This is a genomic window from Streptomyces sp. NPDC031340 (assembly GCF_055569945.1).
This window is the reverse complement of sequence record NZ_JBVIIE010000101.1, coordinates 1-16,464: the sequence shown is the minus strand read 5'-3', so window position 1 is coordinate 16,464 and position 16,464 is coordinate 1. Positions and strand designations below refer to the sequence as shown.

The following is a 16,464-nucleotide window of genomic DNA, read 5'->3' as shown; positions in this document are numbered from 1 at the left end:
AGCCGGGGAGCGCCGGCGCCCGCGCGCCCGTGGGGGAGGAACGGGCGAGACAGGGGCCCGGGGGGGGGGGGGGGGAGAGGGGGGGGGGGGGGGGGGGGGGGAGGGGGGGGGGGGGGAGAGGGGGGGGGGGGGGGGGGGGGGGGGGGGGGGGGGACCCCCCCCCCCCCCCCCCGCCGCGGCACCGGACCGACGGACCGTCACCTCGCGTCACCGGACCGACGGGCCGTCACCTCGCGGCGCGGACCGTCACCCGCAGCCCGTCGCGCACCCCGAGCGACAGCATCGGCTCCGGGACGACCCGGTGGCCGGCCACCTTCTCCAGGCGGAGGTCCCGGCACAGGAGAGCCATGGTGAACACGGCCTCCATCAGGCCCAGGCTGCTGCCGACGCACACCCGAGGGCCCGCGCCGAACGGGATGTGGGCGTACCGCGGGCGGTCGCCCCGCTCCCCGGGCGTGAACCGCTCGGGCCGGAACTGCCCGGGCGCCTTCCAGAAGCCCGGGTGCCGGTGCAGCGTGTAGGGACAGATCAGGACGTCCGCGCCGGCCGGTACGTGGTACCCGCCGATCTCGTCGGCTTCCTGTGCCTGCCGGGGCAGGATCCACACCGGGGGATACAACCGCATCGCCTCCTCGACCACCGTGGCCGTGTACGTCAGGTCGCGCAGATCCTCGTAGCCGGGGAGCCGGTCGCCCAGGACCTCCACCGCCTCCTGGTGCAGCCTGTCCCGCACCTCTGGATGACGGTCCACCAGGTAACAGGTCCAGCCGAGGGTGGAGGCGGTGGTCTCGTGTCCCGCCAGCAGCAGGGTGATCAGCTCGTCCCGCAGCCGCCGGTCGCCGGTCCGCGGATCGGTCTCCTCGCGTACCGACGCGATCAACCGGGAGAGGGCGTCCTCCCCCTGCCCGAGTCCGCCACGGGCGAGGCGCTGCGCCGCCAGCTGCTCCACCACCCGCTGGAGACGGACACGGGCCCGCCGGAAGCGCATCTGGTGGGGCAGCGGGAGCCACATCGGCACCGCGCCCATGGTGATCATCTCGAACATGGCCTGTTCCTGGACGGCCTCGAAGGCATGGCCGAGGTCGGTGAAGTCGTCCAGGCCGGTGTCGAGCAGCGTGCGGCCCAGCACACCCAGCGTCAGCCCCGTCAGTTCCCCTGTCAGGTTCACCGGCCCGCGCCCTTCGTACCCGCGCAGCCGCTCCACCAGAGCCGCCGCCTCCTCGGCGACGGCCCCCGCCTGCCGGGCGATCCGCCGGTGCTGGAAGGCGGGCTGGACGACCTTGCGCTGCCGGCGCCAGAGTTCCCCCTCACTGGTCAGCAGGCCGTCCCCGAGTGCTCGTCGGGCCTGCGCCAGGCCGATGCCCTTGTGGTAGTTGGCGGCGTTGTCCGCCAGCACGTGCTTGGCGTGGTCGGGATGGTTGAAGAAGTACAGCGTCTTCGGCCCGAGGGGGAGCCGCACCGCGTCGCCGTACGCGGCGGCGGCCGTCATCATGCCCAGACGGTCCCCGGCCAGCTGCCGCATCAGGGACGGCACGGCGCGCAGCGGCGGCGACGGGGGCACCCTCCGGACCGCTCGGGCCACGGTGGTCACCGGCGCTCCGTCCGGGCCGCGATCCGCTCGGCGATCGCCTGCCGCCACAGTTCGTACGCCGGCAGGGAACCCGCTCCGGCCTCCCGAGGCCGGACTTCCTGGGTGATCCGGGCGGCCTCCTCCGGTTCCAGGCCGCACAGCACCCGGGTGGCCACCGCCGTGTGCGGCACCAGCAGCCCCGCGCGCAGCCGGGCCTCCGCCGCGAACGCGCTGCCCTGCGCCAGTGCCCCGCGATAGGGGCCCGCCTGCTCCCGCAGCAACGCCAGCTCCGCCTCGTCGCAGCCGCCGGCGTACGTGGCGGCAAGGCCCGCGCCGCTGTAGAGATCCGAGCGGCGCTCCTGCGGGAACGCCTCGATCGTGGTCGCGACCAGACCGGCGTCCGTGCCGCACACGAACCACAGCGCACGGCCGATGCCCTGGTCGATGGCACGGCCGGTGTAGTCCGGGAAGTCGTGCGCCGGCCACGGGAACCGCTCGTCCCGGTACTTCTGGTGCACGTAGCGGTCGGTGCGGAAGTACGCCTGGTGGAACCCGTACCCGTCCAGGACCAGCCAGCGCAGCAGGGGGTCGAGCGAGTCGGGCTTCGCCCACCGGAACCGCGGCAGCCGGCCCATGGCCCAGCCGATGCCCACGTACACCATGTAGACGTGCGCGCCGCCGCGGCCGGCCAGCAGACGGTCGACGCCGTTCCTGCCCCCTCCCGGCAACCCGTCGAGGACGGCGTACGCCATGCCCGCGCCCTCGTAGGCGAAGCCGCGGAACCGCTCCGGGACCGCCTCCAGCTGCTCCTCGGCCTCGGCCGCGGTGCGGGCGGCCATGGCGTGACCGTAGCCCTCCAGGAACCGCGCGCCGATCGTTTCCAGCAGGTTCTGCGCCTCGGGCGTCTTCCGGTGGAAGCCGCGGGTCTCCAGCAGGGTCTCGGTCACGTTCGGCGTCAGCAGCCGGCGCCGCAGCCTGCCCATCGTGCTCGGCATGGAACTGTCCTTCCTGTCGGCTTTCCCCAGGGTCCGCGCCGAGGTGTCATCGGCGGGTGACGTCTTCGGGACGAAAGTGCGCACGGATGGCGCTCCGCCACCGCTCGTAGGCCGGCACCGGCCCCCGGGCGCCTTCCGGGAGGGCGCTGTCGTCGGCGAGGGCCACGGCCGCCTCGACCGAAAGGCCGGTCAGCTCCCGCGTGGCGACGGCCGAGTGCTCCGGCACGTACCCGGCGAGGTCCCGGGCGCGGATCGCGAACACCGCGCCCTGGGCCAGCTCGGGAGCGTGCCGCCCGGCCAGCTGCCGCAGCGCCGCGAACGTGTCCGGCCCGCAGCCACCGGCGAAGGTCGCGGCCAGCCCGGCACCGCTCCACAGGTCCGGCTGCCGGTGCTCGGCGAAGGCACGGATGGCGGTGTCCACGCGCTCGGGCCGGGCGCCGTGGATGAACCACAGGGCGCGGCCGATGCCCTGGTCCACGGCGCGCGGGAAGTACGCGGGCGCGCCCTGCCACGGATAACTCGGCGGAACCCGCTGCTCGTCCACCCAGCGGCGGGTGTGGAAATAGGCGAGGTCGAACCCGTAGCCGTCCACCGCGAGCCAGCTCATCACCGGGTGGTATTGCTGCCCGGTGAGATCGGGCAGCACTTTGCCCCACGTCACGCGCGGCAGCCGCGCCATCGCGAAGCCGATGCCGATGTAGGCGAGGAGGATGTGCGGACGGCCCGGACCGTTCAGCAGTTCCCGGGTGCGGTGGCCGCGGCCCATCACGTCCAGGACGGTGAACGCCATGGTGGCGCCCTCGTAGCCGAAGCCGCGCTGCTCCGGGTCCAGGAGCTCCAGGCGATGCGCGGTCTCCTGGACACCGCGTGCCTCCATGGCCCACTCGAAGCCGCACACGACGGCACGCGGGACGTCCTCCAGCCGGGCGGCGGCACTGCCGGCGGGCAGCGGCGCGAAGCCGCGCCGGGCGAAGGACACCTCGGCCAGGTCAGGGGCCAGCAGCACGCGCCGGAGCGATCTCAGAGTCCTCGCCACATTCGCCTCCAGGAACGACTCGACGGCCATCATCATCGGCATCCCCGGAATGCCGGTGCTTCTTCCCGGTTGCGCCTGCGGGAGCGTGGTGCGTCAACAGCACGGTCGGAGAAGTGGCCGGCCCCCGCCTCGCCCGAGACTGGCCCCGCGACAAGCCGCCCGGAGAGAGGAACGAGGCATGACACAGCACAAGGACGTCCTCAGCGATCTCGTGGAGGAGGGCGACGCTCTCGACGCCCTGCTGGTGGATGTCGACGAGGCCGGGTGGGCGCGGCCCACACCGGCCGAGGGCTGGTCGGTCCGGCACCAGATCGCCCATCTCATCATGGTGTTCGGCCTGGCCGAGAAGGCGGCGGCGGAGCCCGCCGCGTTCAAGGAGTTCGTCGCCGGGGTCCGCAACTTCGGCGAGGCCGTCCAGAACGGGCTGAAGCCGTATCTGCCGCTGGACGGCAAGCAGTTGATGGACGCCTGGCGGGCCCAGCGGGAGCGGACCGAGCGGGCCCTTCGGGCTGTACCGCCGGAGCAGTTGGTGCCGTGGCTGGTCCGGCCGATCCCGGCGGGGGTGCTGGCCGCCGCGGGCATGATGGAGGTGTTCGCCCACGGTCAGGACATCGCCGATGCGCTCGGCGTCGCACGCCAGTACACCGACCGGATTCGCCATGTGGCCGAATTCACCGCCCTGACCTGGGAGTTCGGCTACCAGCCGCATGGTCTGCCGGAGCCGGAGAAGGGGTTCCGGTTCGAGCTGACGGGGCCCTCGGGCGCGTCCTGGACACTCGGCGACCCCGACGCGGAGCAGCGGATCAGCGGTCCTGCCGTCGACCTCTGTCTGCTGGCCACCCGGCGCCGGCACCGGGACGACCTCGCACTCACCGCGTCCGGGCCGGACGCCGATCAGTGGCTGGACATCGCTCAGGCCTACCGGGGCCCGGCCGGTCCCGGACGCCGGCCCGGGCAGTTCGCCGCACTCGGGCGCTGACCACGGCGCACCCGTCGGAGGATGGACGGAACCCGGACACGGATGCGGCCGGCCCCCCCGTCATGTTTTCCGCGGTCCTGCAACAGAGCCGCCGGCCTCCGGGCCCGGCATGACCGTTGCCCCCTGTCGAACGGACGAGCTGGGGGCTGGTGTCACCGGGCCCGGGAGGCGCCGTCGGAGACGCTGATGAGAGGTCCGGCCACCGCCCGGTCCGGCGTGACGCCGGACAGCACGCGGGCGGCAGGCCCGTACGACGAGGATGCGCGAACGGCCGTACCGCCGAGGCCGGCACGAGCAACTTCCGCGGAGGGAGCCGGTGTTCGGCATGGAAGACGTGGGAGCGTTCCTCGGCCCGGGCGTCGGCAGGACGACCCAGCACGGCAACGGACCGGCCCCGGCCGGGAAGCAGGCCTCGACAAGCGACTGCCCGACAGCGAGCCGAAGCCGCGGGCCGTCTTCGACGAACCGGCCGCGAAGTCCGGCACCGTGCTGGTGACCGTGGGCCGGCCGGCCTCCGTCGGAGCCCTTCCGCTGACCGTCGCCCGCGATGCCGGCTCCAAGTCGGCGCCCGCCTGTCCGGCCCGGCGATGCGTCGGATCGCCGGCGTCCGTCCGGGCGAGGCGAAGAGCGACGCCGACGACACAGCCGTGATCGCGGACGCGGCTCGCGCCATGCCCCACACGCCGCGCTCGCTGGAGCCGACCGACGAGATCACCGCCGAGCCGACCGTCCTGGTGGGCTTCGGCCAGGACTTGGCGGCCGAGGCCACCGGTCACCGCCGGCGACGGCACCTTCTGCGACCACGCGTCCCCGAGGCAGCCCTCGCCCGGTTCTCTCGGGCTTGACGAAGGACACAGAGGTACCCCGGTACCCCCCCCGTATGCCGAGCGCCGGCTCGGCGAGCACCGTGGCGCCGACGTCCCGTTCCCCGCGTACGGGTTTCGGCAGCCGTTCCGCACCCGGTGCATGGGCTTCACCGTCGTATCCGAAACGGAAGCGAGCTCGCGCGCACCGCGGAGACTTCGGCGAACATACCTCCGCATTCCAGCGGCGCACGGCAATTCAGGTATCGCCGACAGGCTCGCGTCATCTCATCGGAATCGGCCGATCCGGAAAAGGCGTCGGTCGATTCCCGGCGTGCACGCCGAGCCCGGACAGAGGATTTTCGCGATGGCCTTCACGAAATCCTTCTTCGAGCTTGCCGACTGTCCTGACGTGCGACGTCTCAGCTAGCAAGCCGGGAGATGCCCGCCACATTGCCATCCCGGATCGTATCTGTGGAATCGAATCTCGTGATTCGCACGCCGACCCTGCCATCTACAAGAGAGAGGGGGCACCGTGGCATACAGCCAGCGGATCCGCAGGCTCGTGCCGGGGCTGGTGACGGTTATCATCGTGGCGTCACTGTTCTATGCGACCCGGGCATCGGTGGCCGCGCCGGACGGCACGAAGGCGGCCGCCGCCTACCGCTTCAAGGAAATGCCCATCGCAATGCCGCCGGGCTACGACAAGCTGCCCAAGCGCACCGTGCGGACCGTCAACCCCGCCTACGAGAAGATCCGTTCCTGGATCTCGTCGGTGGGCGCCGGCATCGCGATCAACGACGTGACCGGGAACGGCCGGGCCTCCGGCATGTGCATCGTGGACACCCGCACCGACCAGGTCACGGTGACGTACACGCCGACGGCAGACCGGTCCGACCGGTTCACTCCGTTCCTCCTCGACGCCGCACCGCTGCCCGTGGACAACACCATGGCGCCCACCGGCTGCACCTTCGGGGACTTCAACGCGGACGGACGCATGGACATCCTGGTCAGTTACTGGGGCCGCACGCCGGTCCTCTTCATGGCCCGCTCCGACGCGCGCACGCCGTCGCCGCGTGCCTACGTGCCGCGTGAACTGGTGCCCTACCAGTCGCAGGACGGCCGGTACCACGGTCCGCGCTGGAACACCGACGCCGTGCACGTGAGCGACCTGGACGGCGACGGCCATCCGGACATCGTCGTCGGCAACTACTTCCCCGACTCCGACGTCCTCGACCCGCACGGTCTGAAGAACGTGGTGATGAACGAATCGCTGTCCCGGGCCGAGAACGCCGGCGGCGACCACGTGCTGCGCTGGACGTCCGCCACCTCCGGCACCCAGCCCACCGCCACCTACGTCCAGGAGCCCAAGGCGATCCCGTACAAAGTCGGCACGGGCTGGACGCTGGCCGTCGCCGGCGCCGATCTGACCGGTGATGTCCTTCCGGAGCTGTACATCGCCAACGACTTCGGCCACGACCACCTGCTGTACAACCGCTCCCGTCCCGGCCGTATCCGGTTCACCGAGGCCGTCGGAGAACGCACGCCCACCACCCCCAAGTCGTTCGTGCTCGGCCGCGGCTCCTTCAAGGGCATGGGCGTCGACTTCGGCGACCTGGACCGCACCGGCCGTTTCGACATGATGGTCAGCAACATCACCGAGGGCTGGGGCCTGGTGGAGTCCAACTTCCTCTGGAAGAACCGTGCCGCCGACGAGGCGGAGATGGCCCGCAAACTCGACGACGGTGAGGCCCCGTTCACCCAGGAGGCCCGCGAGTACGGCCTGGCGTGGACCGGCTGGGCCTGGGACGTCAAGATGGGCGACTTCCTCAACTCCGGCAAGCAGGACGTGGTGCAGACCGACGGCTTCGTCAAGGGGAAGATCGACCGCTGGCCGTGGCTGCAGGAGATGGCCATGGCCAACGACCTCCTGTTGTCCAACCCCGCCATGTGGCCCAACGTGCAGCCGGGCGACGACATCTCCGGGGACGACAAGCTGGCCTTCTACACCCGCACCGGCGACGGCTTCGCCAACATCAGCGAGCAGATCGGCCTCGCGGTACCCATTCCCACCCGCGCCCTGGCCACCGGCGACACCACCGGCACCGGGGCTCTGGACTTCGCCGTCGCCCGGCAGTGGGGACCGCCCGCCTTCTACGCCAACACCGCCCCGAAGCTGGGCAATCACCTCACCCTGAACCTGGTGCGCCCCTCGACCGGGCCCACCGCGAAGGGCTCCGACGACGGCCTGGCCGCCGCCGGCAGCCCCGCATACGGCGCCACCGTCCGCGCCACGACACCCGACGGCACGGAGATCGCACAACTCGACGGCGGCGGCGGCCACAGCGGCTTCCGCAGCTTCGACGTCCGTTTCGGACTCGGCGAGTACGACGGCCCCGTGGACCTGGAGCTCCGGTGGCGCGACGCCGACGGCAAGGTCCACGAGCAGCAACGCCGTCTCGACCCCGGTTCCCACACCCTCATGCTCACCGGTGACGTGCAGGAGGTACCGAGCACATGACCGCCACGGTCCCCCATCCCTCCGCGGGACAAGCACCGCAGACCGCAGCCCCGCGCCCCGCCGCCAAACCGGACGCGCGGTACCTCGCGCTGCGCAACTTCGCCATCTCCATCAGCGTCTTCAACATCTTCGGCTACACGCTGCTCGGCTTCGAACAGCCCTGGCTGTGGCCGATCCTGACGGTGCTGTGCGGATACGCCACCGAGATCGTGCTCGAACTGATCAGCGCCTGGGCGTGCAAACGTGCCCCCCGCTTCCGCGGGCGGGGTGTGCGCGGGGTGTACGAGTTCCTGCTGCCCTCGCACATCACCGCGCTCGCCGCCTCCATGCTCACCTACGGCAACGACCTCTACCTGCCGATCCTGTTCGGCGTGGTCGTCGGAGTCGGCGGCAAACACGTGTTCCAGGCGCCGATCGCCGGCCGGATGCGGCACTTCATGAACCCGTCCAACCTGGGCATCACGGTCTCCCTGCTGTGCTTCGGCTCGTGGTACAGCATCGCACCGCCCTACCAGTTCACCGAGAACGCCAACAATTTCTTCCGGATGGGCATCCCGCTGATCATCGCGACGGCCGGGACCGTCATCAACTCCATGCTGACCAAGCGTGTGGCGCTGATCGTCGGCTGGCTCGGCGGCTTCGCCATCCAGGCGGTGATCCGCCACTTCGTGTGGGACGTCGCGGTCTACTCGGCAGTCGGCGCGATGAGCGGGGTGGCCTTCGTGCTCTTCACCAACTACATGATCAGCGACCCGGGCACGACGCCCGGCCGCCCCCGCAACCAGTTCATGTTCGGAGCGGGCGTGGCCACGGTCTACGGGGTACTGATGCTGTTCAACGTCGTGTACACCCTGTTCTTCGCCACCACGCTCGTGTGCGCGCTGCGCGGCGCCGGCTGGTGGGCCGCGCACCTGCTGCGGCGGCGCCGGGAGCGGGCCGCCGTCCCGCAGACGGTCTCCGAACCGGACGCCGGGCCCTCCAAGGCGGTGACGGTATGAACGGGGAACCCACACGCATCGCCGTGGTCGGCATCGCCTGCCGCTACCCCGACGCCGACTCTCCCGAACAGCTCTGGCAGAACGTCCTCGCCGGACGGCGCGCCTTCCGACGCCTTCCCGACGAGCGGATGCGCCGCGAGGACTACTACTCGCCCGACCCCGCAGCCCCCGACCGCCACTACGCGCAGAAGGCGGCCGTCCTGGAGGGATTCGAGTTCGACCGCGTCAAGCACCGGATAGCCGGATCCACCTTCCGGTCCACGGACATGACGCACTGGCTGGCGCTGGACACCGTCGACCGCGCCCTGACCGACGCCGGGTACCCGGACGGGACCGGACTGCCCTCCGCCCGAACCGGCGTCATCATCGGCAACAGCCTCACCGGCGAGTTCAGCCGGGCCAACCTGATGCGGCTGCGCTGGCCCTACGTACGCCGCACCGTCGGCGCCGCACTGCGTGAACAGGGCTGGGAGGACGAGGAACTGGCCGAGTTCCTGGGCCGCCTGGAGGACCGGTACAAGTCCCCCTTCCCGCCCATCGACGAGGACAGCCTCGCCGGAGGCCTGGCCAACACCATCGCCGGGCGCATCTGCAACCACTTCGACCTCGGTGGCGGCGGATTCACCGTCGACGGAGCCTGCTCCTCCTCGCTGCTGTCCGTCGCCACCGCCTGCGACAGCCTGGTCTCCGGCCAACTGGACGTCGCGATCGCCGGAGGCGTGGACCTGAGCATCGACCCGTTCGAAGTGATCGGCTTCGCCAAGACCGGCGCACTGGCCACCGGGGAGATGCGCGTCTACGACCGCGGCTCCAACGGCTTCTGGCCCGGCGAGGGCTGCGGGGCCGTGGTGCTGATGCGGGACGCGGACGCCCGTGCGCAGGGGCGCTTCCGCTACGCGACGGTCGCCGGCTGGGGCTACTCCTCCGACGGCCGCGGCGGCATCACCCGCCCCGAGGCGTCCGGCCACCGCCGCGCCATCGAACGCGCCTACCACAGCGCGGGGTTCGGCATCGAGACCGTTCCCTACCTGGAAGGCCACGGCACCGGCACCGCCGTCGGCGACAGCACCGAACTGCGCGCCTTCTCCGAGGCGCGCCGGGCCGCCGACCCCGAGGCGCCGCCCGCCGCCCTGACCACCGTCAAGGGCAACGTGGGCCACACCAAGGCAGCCGCCGGCATCGCCGGGCTGCTCAAGGCCATCCTCACCGTCCGCCACCAGATCATCCCCCCGGCCACCGGCCACTTCGACCCGCACCCCGAACTCACCGCGGACCGGCCCGCGCTGCGCGTCCCCACCGAGGCGGAGCCGTGGCCCGAGGGCGCGTTCGTACGGGCCGGCGTGTCCTCGATGGGGTTCGGCGGCATCAACGCCCATGTCGTCGTCGAACACGCCGACGGGGTGCGCCGCACCGCCCTGCCCCGGTCCGCGGTCCGGCTCGTGCGCTCCCGCCAGGACTGCGAACTGCTGCTCGTCGACGCCGACGACACCGACGGGCTGCGAGAGCGCCTCGCCCGCCTCGCCGCCCTGGCCGGACGCCTCTCCTACGCCGAACTCGGCGACCTGGCCGCCACACTCCAGGCCGACCTGGCCAACCGGCCCCTGCGCGCCGCCGTCGTCGCCTCCTCCCCGGAGCAGGCCGAGAAGCGTCTCACCGACCTGCTCCTGCGCGTCGACGGCGGTTCCCGCTCCGTTCTCGATCCGGCCGCCGGGCAGTTCCTCGGCGAACGAGCCGACGTGGCGCCCCGGATCGGGTTCCTCTTCCCCGGTCAGGGCGCGGGCCGCCGCGGCGACGGCGGAGCGCTGCGCCGCCGCTTCGCCGCGGTGGACGACCTCTATCGCGGCCGGCGCCTCCCGACCGGCGGCGACCAGGTGGCCACCGAGGTCGCCCAGCCCCGCATCGTCACCGCTTCCGCCGCCGGCCTGCGCGTCCTCGACGCACTCGGTATCGAGGCCGCATCCGCCGCCGGGCACAGCCTGGGCGAGCTGACAGCACTGCACTGGGCCGGGACGATGGACGAGGCAGGGCTGCTGCGCCTGGCCGAGGTGCGCGGCCGCGTCATGGCTCGGGCAAGCGACGGCGGGGGCACCATGGCGGGCATCGCTGCGGGGCCCGGTTCGGTGGAACCGCTCCTCGACGGCGAGCCGGTGGTGATCGCCGGGTACAACAGCCCCGGCCAGACCGTGGTGTCAGGGCCTGCCGCCGCCGTAGACCGGGTGTGCGAGCGCGCGGCCGGGCAGGGGCTCGGGGTGCAGCGCATCAACGTCTCGCACGCCTTCCACTCGCCCGCGGTCGCCCCCGCCGCGCAGGCCTTCGCCGCACACCTGGCGAAGGAGGATTTCGGCCCGCCGGTACGGCGAGTGATCTCGACGGTCACCGGTGCACCGCTCGGGGACGACGCCGACGTCGCGGAGCTGCTGACCCGGCAGGTGCTGGCCCCGGTGCGGTTCGCCGAGGCCGTCACGGCCGTGGCGGCGGAGAGCGATCTGCTGCTGGAAGTGGGACCGGGCCGGATCCTGCGCGGCCTCGCGGCGGAGACCGTGGACGTCCCGGTGATCGCCCTGGACACCGACGGAACCTCGCTCGCCGGGCTTTTCCACGGTGTGGCGGCGGCATGGGTGCTGGGCGCCCCGGTGCGCCACCGGGAGCTGTTCCGGGACCGCTTCACCCGGCCGCTGCCGCTGGACAAGGAGTTCCGGTTCCTGGCGAACCCGTGCGAGTCCGCACCCGACGGGGATCTGCCGGCCACGGTGCCCGCGTCCACCGACGCGGGCGCCGACGCGGGCGCCGTGCGGCAGGGAGCCGCGGTGGAATCCGCCGGGGACGGCACGACCAGCCTGGACGTCCTGATGAGGCTGGCCGCGGCGCGTGCCGAGCTGCCGCCCTCGGCCATCTCGCCGGACACCAACCCGCTGGACGAGCTGCACCTGAGCTCCATCACGGTCGGCCAGATCATGAATGACGCGGCCCGTGAGCTCGGGGTCGAGGCCATCGCCACGACCTCGGCGTTCGCCACCTCGACCCTGGCCGAACTGGCGGGCCTGCTGGACGAGTTGTCCGGCACGGCCCTGCCCTCGGACGCGGACCGCACGCCGGTGGCGGCCGGGGTGGCGCCGTGGGTCCGCGCGTTCTCGGTCGATCTGGTCGAGGCGGAACCCGGCGAGGTGCCCGGGCAGCCCGGCTCCGCCGGAGGCGGCGGCGCGGACTGGACCGTGTTCGCACCCGACCGGCATGCGCTCGCCGAGCCGCTCGCAGCGGCCCTCCGGGAAGCCGGGCTGGGCGGGGGCGTGCTGCTGTGTCTGCCCGCCGACTGCGACGACGAGCATGCCGCGCTGATGCTGTCGGCGGCCCGCGCCGCCCTGCATCCCACCGCGCCCGCCGCCCGGTTCGTCGCCGTCGGCGACCGGCGCGGCCCCGCCGGGCTGGCCAAGACACTCCACCTGGAGGCGCCCGCCACCGCGACCACCGTCGTCACCGTGCCCCTCAACAGCCTGCCGGCCCCGGCCGAGCTGGCGCGCCGCATCGTCGCCGACGTCGCGGCCACCAGCGGGTTCAGCGAGGTGCACTACGACGCCGCGGGGGTCCGCCGGGTCCCCGTGCTGCGGGCGTGGCCGCTCACCGAGGCCGACACCGGCATCGGTGCCACCGCCCGGACCCCGCTGACCGGCGCCGATGTCGTCCTGGTCACCGGCGGAGGCAAGGGCATCACCGCCGAATGCGCCCTGTCCCTCGCCCGGGACACCGGCTGCGCCGTCGGCCTGCTGGGCCGTTCCGACCCCGAGACCGACCGGGAACTCGCCGCGAACCTCGGCCGGATGGCCGCCTCGGGCGTCCGCTTCCACTACGCCCGGGCCGACGTCACCTCGGCCGGTGACACCAAGATCGCCGTCAACGAGATACGCGAACGGCTCGGACCCGTCACCGCCGTGCTGCACGGTGCGGGACGCAACCAACCGCGCGCCCTCGCCGACCTCGACGAGGCGGCGTTCCGCCGCACCCTGGCCGTCAAGATCGCCGGTCTCGAGGCGGTGCTCGCCGCCGTCGACCCGGCCGACCTGCGGCTGGTCGTCGCGTTCGGCAGCATCATCGGCCGCGCCGGGCTGCGCGGCGAGGCCGACTACGCGACCGCCAACGACTGGCTGACCGAGCGGATCGCCCGGCTGCGCCAGGACCTGCCGGGCTGCCGGTGCGTCGCGCTGGAGTGGTCGGTGTGGTCCGGCACCGGGATGGGGGAGCGGCTCGGCGTGCTCGAATCGCTCCTCCGGGAGGGCATCGAGCCGATCCCGGCCGACGAGGGCGTCGCGATGCTCCGCCGGGTGCTGGCCGACCCGGAGATGCCCGACACCCTGGTCGTCATGGGCCGCGCCGGCGGCCTCCCGACCATCGCCCTCGACGACCGCGAACTGCCGCTGCTCCGGTTCCTGGAGCGGGTGCAGGCCCACTACCCGGACGTGGAGCTCGTCGCGGACTCGGAGCTGTCCGCCGCCACCGACCCCTACCTCGCCGACCATCTCCTGGACGGCACCCTGCTGCTCCCGGCGGTGCTCGGCATGGAGGCCATGGCCCAGGCCGCGGCGGCCCTCACCGGCCGCACGGGACGCGATGCGGTGCCCGTCCTGGAAGAGGCCGAGTTCCTGCGTCCGGTGGCGGTCCCGCCGGACGGCTCGACCACCGTGCGGGTGGCCGTGCTGGCCACCGGTCCCGACACCGTCCGCGCGGTGATCCGCTCCAGTGAGACCGATTTCCGCGCCGACCACTTCCGCGCCGTCCTGCGCTACGGACCGCACCCGGAGCCGCCGCACGGGCCGAACCCGCCCGAGGGCGTCGCCCCGGCGCTGGACGCGGCGCGGGACATGTACGGGCCGGTGCTGTTCCAGGGCGCCCGCTTCCAGCGCCTGACCGGCTACCGGCACCTGGCCGCCAAGGAGTGCGTCGCGGACATCTCCACGTCCGCCACCGCGCCCTGGTTCGCGGGCTTCCTGCCGTCCGAGCTGGTGCTGGCCGACCCGGGCACCCGTGACGCGCTGATGCACTCCATCCAGGCGTGCGTGCCGGACGCCACCCTGCTGCCGGTGGGCATCGAGCGGCTGCACCTCGCCGACCCGGCCGTGGCCGCCGGCACCGGACGTGTGGTCCTGCACGCCGTGGAGCGGTCCCGGGACGGCGACACCTACGTCTACGACCTCGACGTCCGCGACGAGCAGGGCGCGACGGTCGAGCGCTGGACGGGCCTGACGCTGCGCGCCGTGCGCAAGACGGACGGCCTCGGTCCCTGGGAGCCGGCGCTGCTCGGCCCGTACCTGGAGCGCCGCGTCGAGACGGTGCTGCCCGAGCCGGTGCGGATCGCCGTCCACCCGGACCGCGACGGCGCGGACGGCGCCCGGGACGCTCGCCGGGCCCGCACCGCTCACGCCCTCGGCCAGGCGCTCGGCCGCCCGGTGACGCTTCGTCATCGTCCGGACGGCCGGCCCGAGGTGGACGGCGGCCCGCACGTCTCCGCCTCCCACGGCGCCGGGGTGACCCTCGCCGTGGCCGGGGAGCGGCCCGTCGCGTGCGATGTGCAGCGCGTCGAGGAGCGCGGCCCCGACGAGTGGGAGGGGCTGCTGGGCGCCGGCGGTCTCGCGCTGGCCCGGCTGATCGCGGCCGAGCACGGCGAGGACCTGTCGCTCGCCGCGGCCCGGGTGTGGTGTGCCACCGAGTGCCTGCGCAAGAGCGGCCGGGCGCACGTCGAACTGACGGTGGACGGTGGCTCCGGGGTCCCGGACCGGTGGGTGGTGCTGCGGTCCGGACCGGCCCGGATCGCCACCGTCCCCGCCCTACTGCGCGGTGCGTCCGCACCGGCGGTGTTCGCCGTGCTGACAGAGAAGGAGGGGTGAGGAACCCATGGGCGGAGAACGCCCCTACTACGAGATGCGCCACCTGGTCGGCTTCGAGGAGACCAACCTGGTGGGGAACGTCTACTACGTCAACTACGTTCGCTGGCAGGGCCGGTGCAGGGAGATGTTCCTGCACGACCGGGCCCCGGCCGTGCTGGACGACATCCGAGGCGATCTCAAGCTGTTCACGCTCTCGGTCGGCTGCGAGTTCTTCGCCGAGATCACCGCTTTCGACCAACTGTCGATCCGGATGCGGCTGGAAGACCTGACGCAGACTCAGATCGGGTTCACCTTCGACTACGTGCGGCTGCGCGGCGGGGACGGCGAGGGCGATGCCGACCGGCCCGTCACCGAGGAACTGGTCGCCCGGGGCCGGCAGCGCGTGGCCTGTATGCGCGGGCCCAACACCGGCACCCGGCCGACCCGGGTGCCCGCGGCGCTGCGCCGCGCACTGGAGCCGTACGCGCTCCCGGCGGCCGGCTCGGCGCCCCCCGGGCAGCTCGCGGCGGCGACGGGCGGGGGGTGACGGCATGGCCGACGGTCGCGCGGACGGCCCGCGCCCGCCCGCCCCGGACAGGGCGCCCGCGCTGCTGGACAAGGACCGCCGCGAACTGCGCGGCGTCCTGGGCTCCTTCGCGACCGGCATCACCGTCCTGACGGCGGGCCGGGAGATGCCGAGGGGCATGACGGCGAACTCCTTCACGTCCGTGTCGCTGGATCCGCCGCTGGTGCTGGTGTGCGTGCTGCGCACGGCGGCACTGCACGACCTGCTGCTGGACGAGAAGGCGTTCGCGGTCTCCATGCTCTCCGCCGACCAGGAGCCGATCGCGCGCCGCTTCGCGGACCGCCGACGGCCGCGCGGCGCTCGGGAGTTCGAGGCGGTGGACACCGAGCCGGGCCGCCGTACCGGCGCGCCGATCCTGTCGGGTGCCCTGGCCTGGCTGGAGTGCGGGCTGGAGGCGGTGTACGACGGCGGCGACCACTCGATCCTGCTCGGCGCCGTGCTCGAGGCGGGCCGCGGGCCGGGTGGTGACGCCCTGCTGTTCTACGGCGGCGCCTTCCACCGCCTGGCGCCGTCCACCGTCTGAGTCCGCCCAGGGCTGTGCCCGCCGGGCCGCGGTCGCCGTTCGCGACGGCCGCGGCCCGGCGGCGTTTTCAGCCGTGGGCGTTCTCGGCCGTGCCGTGGCGCCACAGGTGAAGCAGCTCTCCGCGTCGTAGGGGTCGGCGGCCGTGCCGCCGGACCTCCTCCGCGAGGCCGAACCCGCCGCCCTCCCGCCGAACCCCCGCCGAACCCCACCCCCGCGAACCCCGCCCCGCCGGACGACACGCCGTACAGGTGCGGGTGCTCGGGCGCGTTCCGGTGGTGGGGGAGCCCCATCGCCGCGATGCCGGCCACCGGGTCGTCGCTCGGAGCGGCCTGGCTCATCCGCCGGTCGAGCCACGAGGCCCTCGTGTCCCCGCAGAGCGCGGCGGCAGCGCGGCCCGGACGAGGTGCCGCGCCCAGTGGGCCGGGACGACGACGAGGAAGACCCTCGACCCGATCTGATGGAAACGGCCGTCGACGCCGTCGTGCATCCGGCACAGCGCTGCGGTGCGGGATGCACGACGGGAGTTGATGGAGTCTGTCCGAGGTTTTCCCCACAATCTTCACAACGGTGAGCCCCCCAACATTGTTACCAATCAGGC

At 73.1% G+C, this 16,464-nt stretch carries 9 protein-coding genes and 1 pseudogene; 7 read left to right on the top strand and 3 right to left on the bottom strand.

Annotation, left to right across the window (positions count from 1 at the left end; translation table 11 throughout):
* Positions 1-226: 226 nt before the first annotated feature.
* The 3 genes from ACZ5GT_RS40030 to ACZ5GT_RS40020 form a co-directional block, all read right to left on the bottom strand.
* Entirely contained in the window at positions 227-1,522 is a 1,296-nt protein-coding gene (locus ACZ5GT_RS40030; protein ID WP_469036681.1) for a cytochrome P450, read from the bottom strand.
* A 65-nt stretch (positions 1,523-1,587) separates the two neighbouring features.
* Positions 1,588-2,565, bottom strand: coding sequence for a DUF1702 family protein (locus tag ACZ5GT_RS40025; protein WP_469036677.1), 978 nt, complete (start codon positions 2,563-2,565; stop codon positions 1,588-1,590).
* A 46-nt stretch (positions 2,566-2,611) separates the two neighbouring features.
* A complete protein-coding gene (locus ACZ5GT_RS40020) occupies positions 2,612-3,601 on the bottom strand; it encodes a DUF1702 family protein (protein ID WP_469036680.1) in 990 nt (329 codons plus the stop codon).
* Positions 3,602-3,779: 178 nt separating this feature from the next.
* Between ACZ5GT_RS40020 and ACZ5GT_RS40015 the strand changes: the two genes are divergently transcribed.
* The 7 genes and pseudogenes from ACZ5GT_RS40015 to ACZ5GT_RS39985 all read left to right on the top strand — a co-directional run bounded on the left by ACZ5GT_RS40015 (position 3,780) and on the right by ACZ5GT_RS39985 (position 15,866).
* Positions 3,780-4,580: a TIGR03084 family metal-binding protein gene (locus ACZ5GT_RS40015; RefSeq protein WP_469036674.1), complete on the top strand. Its 801-nt coding sequence runs from the start codon at positions 3,780-3,782 to the stop codon at positions 4,578-4,580.
* A gap of 316 nt (positions 4,581-4,896) precedes the next feature.
* Positions 4,897-5,350 (top strand): annotated as a pseudogene (locus ACZ5GT_RS40010) (IS110 family transposase); the annotation flags it as partial.
* Between the two features lie 568 nt (positions 5,351-5,918).
* Positions 5,919-7,904: a CRTAC1 family protein gene (locus tag ACZ5GT_RS40005; protein ID WP_469036671.1), complete on the top strand. Its 1,986-nt coding sequence runs from the start codon at positions 5,919-5,921 to the stop codon at positions 7,902-7,904.
* Complete coding sequence (locus tag ACZ5GT_RS40000; protein WP_469036669.1) at positions 7,901-8,902, top strand: hypothetical protein; 1,002 nt, start codon at positions 7,901-7,903, stop codon at positions 8,900-8,902. Before ACZ5GT_RS40005 ends, ACZ5GT_RS40000 begins: the two co-directional genes overlap by 4 nt.
* Positions 8,899-14,778: a type I polyketide synthase gene (locus ACZ5GT_RS39995; RefSeq protein WP_469036664.1), complete on the top strand. Its 5,880-nt coding sequence runs from the start codon at positions 8,899-8,901 to the stop codon at positions 14,776-14,778. Before ACZ5GT_RS40000 ends, ACZ5GT_RS39995 begins: the two co-directional genes overlap by 4 nt.
* A 7-nt stretch (positions 14,779-14,785) precedes the next feature.
* Entirely contained in the window at positions 14,786-15,304 is a 519-nt protein-coding gene (locus ACZ5GT_RS39990) for an acyl-CoA thioesterase (RefSeq protein ID WP_469036662.1), read from the top strand.
* Between the two features lie 4 nt (positions 15,305-15,308).
* Positions 15,309-15,866 carry a flavin reductase family protein gene (locus ACZ5GT_RS39985; RefSeq protein WP_469036659.1) on the top strand — a complete coding sequence of 186 codons (558 nt, stop codon included), beginning with the start codon at positions 15,309-15,311 and terminating at the stop codon, positions 15,864-15,866.
* Positions 15,867-16,464: the final 598 nt, after the last annotated feature.

What these genes read in the sequence shown, in the direction of transcription:
- ACZ5GT_RS40015 (WP_469036674.1), top strand. Translation starts at nt 3,780, where the DNA reads ATGACACAGCACAAGGACGTCCTCAGCGATCTCGTGGAGGAGGGCGAC.
- ACZ5GT_RS40030 (WP_469036681.1), bottom strand. Translation starts at nt 1,522, where the DNA reads ATGCGGCAGCTGGCCGGGGACCGTCTGGGCATGATGACGGCCGCCGCC.
- ACZ5GT_RS40000 (WP_469036669.1), top strand. Translation starts at nt 7,901, where the DNA reads ATGACCGCCACGGTCCCCCATCCCTCCGCGGGACAAGCACCGCAGACC.
- ACZ5GT_RS39990 (WP_469036662.1), top strand. Translation starts at nt 14,786, where the DNA reads ATGGGCGGAGAACGCCCCTACTACGAGATGCGCCACCTGGTCGGCTTC.
- ACZ5GT_RS39985 (WP_469036659.1), top strand. Translation starts at nt 15,309, where the DNA reads ATGGCCGACGGTCGCGCGGACGGCCCGCGCCCGCCCGCCCCGGACAGG.
- ACZ5GT_RS40025 (WP_469036677.1), bottom strand. Translation starts at nt 2,565, where the DNA reads ATGCCGAGCACGATGGGCAGGCTGCGGCGCCGGCTGCTGACGCCGAAC.
- ACZ5GT_RS39995 (WP_469036664.1), top strand. Translation starts at nt 8,899, where the DNA reads ATGAACGGGGAACCCACACGCATCGCCGTGGTCGGCATCGCCTGCCGC.